This window comes from Melioribacter sulfuriphilus (genome assembly GCF_052656625.1).
Genome location: NZ_JBQXXK010000004.1, coordinates 177,471 through 184,073 on the forward strand (window position 1 = coordinate 177,471; position 6,603 = coordinate 184,073).

Annotated in this window: 6 protein-coding genes and 1 tRNA gene; 1 reads left to right on the forward strand and 6 read right to left on the reverse strand. The window is 37.0% G+C overall.

Translation table 11 applies throughout. The features are described 5' to 3' along the window. Window positions 1-9 precede the first annotated feature (9 nt). From nusA to recN, 5 genes are all read right to left on the reverse strand, one after another. Window positions 10-1,257 carry a transcription termination factor NusA gene (gene nusA / locus ACUN8G_RS06400; RefSeq protein WP_437346429.1) on the reverse strand — a complete coding sequence of 416 codons (1,248 nt, stop codon included), beginning with the start codon at window positions 1,255-1,257 and terminating at the stop codon, window positions 10-12. Between the two features lie 16 nt (window positions 1,258-1,273). Next, window positions 1,274-1,738: a ribosome maturation factor RimP gene (rimP, locus tag ACUN8G_RS06405; protein ID WP_437346428.1), complete on the reverse strand. Its 465-nt coding sequence runs from the start codon at window positions 1,736-1,738 to the stop codon at window positions 1,274-1,276. An 84-nt stretch (window positions 1,739-1,822) separates the two neighbouring features. After that, window positions 1,823-2,956, reverse strand: coding sequence for a radical SAM family heme chaperone HemW (gene hemW / locus ACUN8G_RS06410; protein ID WP_437346427.1), 1,134 nt, complete (start codon window positions 2,954-2,956; stop codon window positions 1,823-1,825). A 13-nt stretch (window positions 2,957-2,969) separates the two neighbouring features. Then, window positions 2,970-4,037 (reverse strand): DUF6588 family protein, encoded by a 1,068-nt coding sequence (locus ACUN8G_RS06415; protein ID WP_437346426.1) that lies wholly within the window; start codon window positions 4,035-4,037, stop codon window positions 2,970-2,972. A 66-nt stretch (window positions 4,038-4,103) separates the two neighbouring features. Further along, complete coding sequence (recN, locus tag ACUN8G_RS06420) at window positions 4,104-5,810, reverse strand: DNA repair protein RecN (protein ID WP_437346425.1); 1,707 nt, start codon at window positions 5,808-5,810, stop codon at window positions 4,104-4,106. Between the two features lie 176 nt (window positions 5,811-5,986). Between recN and ACUN8G_RS06425 the strand changes: the two genes are divergently transcribed. Continuing rightward, window positions 5,987-6,059 (forward strand) — tRNA-Met (locus ACUN8G_RS06425). A gap of 290 nt (window positions 6,060-6,349) precedes the next feature. On the opposite strand, the gene ACUN8G_RS06430 is transcribed toward ACUN8G_RS06425, so the two are convergent. Beyond that, a partial coding sequence (locus ACUN8G_RS06430) for a hypothetical protein (protein WP_445480915.1) occupies window positions 6,350-6,603 on the reverse strand: 254 nt, incomplete at its 5' end.

Here is a 6,603-nt window from a genome sequence, read left to right on the forward strand (position 1 = left end):
CTAAATTTTTTATTCTTCTTCTTCAAATTGATTTTCGAGAATTTGGATTATCTCTTTTGCTTTTTCCTCGCCGATACCTTCAATATTTTTTAGTTTATCGACGCCAGCTTTAAGAACTTCGACTGCAGTTTCAAAGCGATTACTGATAAGAATATCGACAATGTCGCTGCCGAGTTCTTCTCTGAGTTCTGGGAGTTCAATATCTTCTTCGTATTCGTCGAGTTGTTTTTCCTGACGGAGAACTTCAATATCGTAGCCCGTTAGTTTCATCGCGAGGCGAATATTAACACCGTTTCTACCGACAATTAAAGAGATCTGGTCGGCATCAGCTGTTACAGTACATTTTTTATTTTCCTCATCAATTTCAATCTGACGTAATTTAGCTGGGGCAAGACATCTTTGAATAAATACCACGGGGTCGTCAGAATAGTTTATTACGTCGATATTTTCATTATTCAATTCGCGCACGATGGCATGAATGCGAACTCCCTTCATACCCACGCAAGCGCCCACGGCGTCGATGCGGGAATCCTGCGATTCGACGGCAACTTTAGCTCTTTCGCCGGGTTCTCTTGCAATACCTTTAATTTCGATAACACCGTCGTAAATTTCAGGTATCTCTATTTCAAATAAACGTCGCAGGAACATATTATCAGCTCGAGATATGATAATGACCGGGCCGTTTTGATTCTTTTTGACCTCTTTAACAACGGCGCGAATTGTTTCGCCTTTTTTATATTTCTCTCGCGGAATTTGTTCACTCCTCGGAAGTATCAACTCGTTCTTGTTATGATTAACAAGCACGTCATTTCTTCTAACCTGATAAATATCCCCCACAACAATTTCACCGATCATTTCTTTGTATTCATTATAAACAATATCTTTTTCAATTTCTCTGATCTTTTGATTGAGATTCTGACGAGCAAGATTGATAAGTCGCCTTCCGAACTGGGACAATTCTATTTTTTCGACGTAGTCGTCGCCTATTTCGAGTTGCTCCTCGTTACCTCGCTCATTAACTTCGTCTATACTGATTTCAGTAGAAGGGTTTTCAACTTTTTCGACGATTGTACGCTCCAGAAAAATTTCAATATCGCCTTTGTCCATATTGACCACGACATCGTATCTGGCATCATTACCGAATTTCTTTTTAACGAGAAGACCGAATATTTCTTCCATTATGCCTGCGAGAACATCTTTATCGAGACTTTTTTCCCGCACCATTTGGGCAAACGATTCGACTATTTCTGGGTTCATTTAATATTCCTCCAAATCAAAAGCTAATTAATACTTTTGCTTTATTTATATCTTTAAAATTTATTACGTATTCATCAGTTTCTTTTGCGGATTTCGACTTAACTTCAAAAGTCAATTTGTCGTCGTCAATCCGAATTAACTTACCATTAATCTTAAGTTTTTCGTCTCCTGCTTGAAAATGCACTTCAAAATTTCTGTTGATATGCTTATAAAACTGTTCAAGAAATTTAAGGGGACGCTCAATTCCCGGAGAAGAAACATCTAAACGATAATTCGAATCAATCAATTTCTCTTCTTCGATCTTGTCTTTAATAGCTCTACTTAGTTCAGCGCAAATGGAAGCAGTTACAGGCTCCTTTCCGTCGATAAAGATTTCAATTATCCTTTGTTTCTTATCTCCTCGCAATATTAATTCTATTAGGAAAAAACCTTTTTGAGAGACAATATTATCAATTTTCTGTTTTAATATATCTTTTTCCATAACACACAAATAAAAATCGCCCACTAAGGGGCGAATGAGAGTACGCAAATCTATGAATATTTAATGCAATAAGCAAATTCTGAATTAGTAACTGAAATTTAACAGAATCTCGTCGCAGAGTAGATAACCTTTTTTCGTAAGACGGATTAATCCGTTTTCAATATTCAGCAAGCCGTTTGATTTAAGGTTATCAAGAATTGGCTGATTATCATCAAGCCATTTCTTACCGAAACGATTTTTTAATGCTGCAATGTCAATACCGTCACTTCTGAGCGCCAGCATTACAAATTCTTCGAGCATCATACTCGGAGTTAAAACTTCGCTGCCTGCAACGGCGTGTCCCTTTTCGTTGACGGCTCGGTTATAAAATTCGAGACTTGCATAATTCCACCATCTTTTATTTTTTATGAACGAATGCGAAGAGGTTCCGAAACCAAGATAATCGTCATAATGCCAGTAAGCCTTATTATGACTCGATTCGTAACCTGGCTTAGCAAAGTTGGATACTTCGTATTGGAGAAAACCTTTCGAATTGAGAAAATCAATTGTGGTTTCGTACAGTTCGGCGTCGTAATCCTCATCTTGAAGTATTATTTTTCCATCGAGCACCATTTTATTTAAGATAGTTCCTTTTTCCAGAATAAGACTATAAGCAGAAATATGATTGATCGGTAGTTCAATGGCCTGCTTCAGATTTTTCAGCCATTTTTCTTTTGTCTGTCCAGGAAGATTAAAAATCAAATCGATACTAATATTTTCAAAGCCTGCTTTTGAGGCTGCCAACACACAGTCTCTTGCAGTTTCGGAATCGTGAATACGGGTTAAAAACTTCAGATCGTCTTCATCGAACGATTGGATACCAATACTCAAACGATTAATACCGATATCAAGAAATTTACCGAGTTTTTCATAATCGACTGTACCGGGGTTTGTTTCAAGCGTAATTTCCACATTGTTCAAAATCTGGAAAGAATTTTTGATTTGGTCGAGTATTGCAGAAATATATTCGGGGGAGACGAATGAAGGCGTTCCCCCGCCGAAATAGATCGAATTAACTTCGTATTCGTTAGAATACAAATTTGCGTAATGCAGAACTTCTTTTTTTAAGCATTTTAAATAAGTCTCTTTGTTTTTATAATTCGTAATTGAATAAAAATCGCAATAAATACATTTATGGTCGCAAAAAGGGATATGAATGTAAATTGCTAATTTATCCACAATAAATTATCTCTTAAAATCCGATTACCAGTCCCAGTGTTGCCGTGTTAGTTTTAGCAAGTTTATAATCGGCAACAATGTCAAAAATAATCAGGCTCAGATTAAAGCCAACCGTCATTGCACTCGAATTTTCGCCTTCAAGTTCGAACGAAACTTTTGTAGGAGGCACGGGAACACTATTGACAGTTTGATTCGATTGATAGTCGTAATTTACCGTCGTTTTAGAAGATTCGAGCGTCAAGCCTGCAAAAGGTGTAATCGAAACTAACATTCCGAATTTTTTACTGGCAAAAACTCCAAACTGTGTTGCTTTAGTTTCAAATATGTCGCCTACTTTCAATTGCTGATAAAAAGCAGCAACGGATAAATCCAGTGGCAAAGGATTGTTGAAAAATACATTTAGATTGTGAACTGCACCCAATCCCCAGAATGTAAATTTACCTAGATCCTTAATATCAACAGCAGGCAAATATCTTACGGATAAATTAGTACCGAGTATGGTTCCAACATTCAATTGAACAGCTGCAGTTGGAAACGCCGGTAATTCATCGAGGAATCCTTTTACTTCTTCGAGGACAATTTCATACGGCTTGAGATTATAATGACCGTTGTAAAAATTGCCACCTTCAAATTTAACTTTCAGGAATTCGTCCTTACTTCCGACAATTGTTGGACCTGAGAATTTAACATTGAACTTTCTACCCATAATTTCCTGCTTCAAATTTTCATAATCGGGATTAGATGGTCCAATCCCAGAATTGGCAAGAATTTGTTCTGTTTGTTCATCATTAAAATAAAAATCACCAGTTGCAGAGAATCGTTTTACATCGTCAGAAAACAAAGAGCCCATTCCCACCACTTTTAAATTAAGACTAAAACCAAGAATTTTAGCTTCGGGAATATCTGATATCCATCCAGAATTTAAATTAGAACCGAATGCCGATATTACAGGCGCCACATAAGCTTCGCCAACAGTCGACGATAAATTCGAAAGAGTTTCTGAGAGAGACTGCGCTTTAATCTGGACCGACAACAAAATTAACGACCATACAAATACGAAAAATTTTTTATTGAGACGCATTGATTTTCTCCTCTTAATTGATAATTCAATTTAACCAAAACTTGTTTTTTACTGCTGTGAGTCAAATCAACTTTTAATTTTCATCAGCTCCCTAGCTCCGTCAAGCGCAGCTTCGGTAATTTCTTCACCACTGATTAATTTGGCTACTTCTCTAAGTTTTTCATCGTCGTTCAGTATTCTAATTGTACTGATAATTCTACCATTTGATTTTTTCTTTTCGACAGCGTAGTGATAATCAGCCAGACCTGCAATCTGGGGCAGGTGAGTTATGGCAATTATCTGGTGTGAAGAGGCAAGTTCTTTCAGAGCAAAGCCTACTTTTTGAGCAACCGAACCACTGATGCCCGTATCGATTTCATCAAATATTAGAATTGGAAGTCGTTCAGATTTAGCAAGTATCGATTTAAGAGCAAGCATGATCCTAGAAATTTCACCTCCCGATGCAACTTTCGTTAAGGGTTTGGGGTCCTCACCCAAATTGGTTGAAATATAAAATTCGATTTTATCGATGCCTCTTTCGTTATAGCCAGTTCTTTCTTGGTCAATTAATAAGTAGTTATCATTATTTTCAAGCCTTTCTTTTTCGATCCTTACCTGGAAATTGCTGTTCGGAATGCCCAAATTTTTGAGAGTTTGTTCGATTTCCTTTTTAATCTTTGGAATAACTTTTTTACGAGCTTCCGATAAAGTAATTGCCAACAAGCCGCATTCTTTTCTGAGGGATTCAATTTTTTTCAGAAGCTCTTCTTTCCAGGTAGAAAAATTTTCTGTAGTCTCAATTTCAGCTGCAATTTTGTCTCTGTATTCTAAAACTGAATGAATAGAACCGCCGTACTTTTTTTTCAATAACTTAAAAGCGCTCAGGCGCTGCCGTATATTTTCAAGCCGTTCAGGATCTATATCAATTTTATCTTTGTAGCTTCTAAAGAAGTTCGAAACTTCTGCAATAATAATGGAAGCTGACTCAATTTCGTTTAGTTTATCGCTTACGGAAGAATCAATTTTTGTCAATTCAGCAATTCGGTTTTTAATGTAATTGATACGGTCGTGAACCGAATTTTCCTCTTCATAGAGGAGATGATAAATTTCTTCGGAAAGCTCAATTAATTGTTCACTGTTTTCGAGTAGATTCAATTCTTTTTCCAGAGTTTCCTCTTCACCCGGTTGAGGATCTACTTCATTTATCTCCTTTAACTGGAAACTATAGAGTTCATATTTTTCTTTTAGTGCATCTTCTTTCGAAACGAGCTCTTCATATTTAGCAATTTCATTCTTGAGTAGAGTTAAATTTTGTTTGTATTTATTTAGCATGGATTCATTGTTAGCAAACTCGTCGATCAACTCAATGTGAGTTGAAATTCTGAGAAGTGACTGGTGCTCGTGTTGTCCGTGTAAATCGACAAGGTAATTTCCGATATCTTTAATTAGAGATAGCGATACCGGTGAATCATTTAAGAAACATCTATTCGTACCCTTTACAGAAATTTCTCTTCGAACAATCAGATCGTCATAAATTTCGATGTCATTTTCAGAGAGCAGGTTGATTACTTTTTGATGCCCTTTGACATCGAATATTCCTTCCACAATTGATTTAATTGCACCTTTTCGGACGACTTCCGAAGAGGCTCTGTCACCTAAGAGCAGACCCATTGCATCAATAAGAATCGATTTGCCGGCACCTGTTTCACCCGTGATGATATTTAAACCGCCGTGAAATTCAATTTCAATCTCTTCAATAAGTGCATAATCTTTTATGTAAAGGCTCTTTAACATAACTTGTTCTATTGTTTAACAAAACTTCAACCCAAAATTATTACAATAAATAAAAGTATCAAGGTTTTTAAAGAAATAAAGGACTAAAATGATTATTTTTTTCCGATGAAGTTGACAACGATTTGGCAGTTCCTTATATTAGAAGCCCAAAATTTGAAGCGATACTAAGATTACATCGCGGGGTGGAGCAATTGGTAGCTCGTCGGGCTCATAACCCGAAGGTTGCAGGTTCAAGTCCTGTCCCCGCTACAAACAAAAATAAGCCTCGGTAAATACTGAGGCTTTTTCTTTTTTAATTTTTTTTGTACGAAGGTTGCAGGTTCAATCCGTTGGCTAACGGACTGTCCCCGCTACAAACAAAAATAAGCCTCGGTAAATACTGAGGCTTTTTCTTTTTTAATTTTTTTTGTACGAAGGTTGCAGGTTCAATCCGTTGGCTAACGGACTGTCCCCGCTACAAATAAAATAAGCCTCGGTAAATACTGAGGCTTTTTCTTTTTTAATATTTTTGTGCGAAGGTTGCAGGTTCAATCCGTTGGCTAACGGACTGTCCCCGCTACAAACAAATAAGCCTCGGTAAATACTGAGGCTTTTTCTTTTTTAATATTTTTGTGCGAAGGTTGCAGGTTCAATCCGTTGGCTAACGGACTGTCCCCGCTACAAATAAAATAAGCCTCGGTAAATACTGAGGCTTTTTCTTTTTTAATATTTTTGTGCGAAGGTTGCAGGTTCAATCCGTTGGCTAACGGACTGTCCCCGCTACAAACAAATAAGCCTCGGTAAATACTGAGGC

Coding starts and splice junctions, on each gene's coding strand:
- recN (WP_437346425.1), bottom strand. CDS start 5,810: ATGTTAAAGAGCCTTTACATAAAAGATTATGCACTTATTGAAGAGATT.
- nusA (WP_437346429.1), bottom strand. CDS start 1,257: ATGAACCCAGAAATAGTCGAATCGTTTGCCCAAATGGTGCGGGAAAAA.
- ACUN8G_RS06415 (WP_437346426.1), bottom strand. CDS start 4,037: ATGCGTCTCAATAAAAAATTTTTCGTATTTGTATGGTCGTTAATTTTG.
- rimP (WP_437346428.1), bottom strand. CDS start 1,738: ATGGAAAAAGATATATTAAAACAGAAAATTGATAATATTGTCTCTCAA.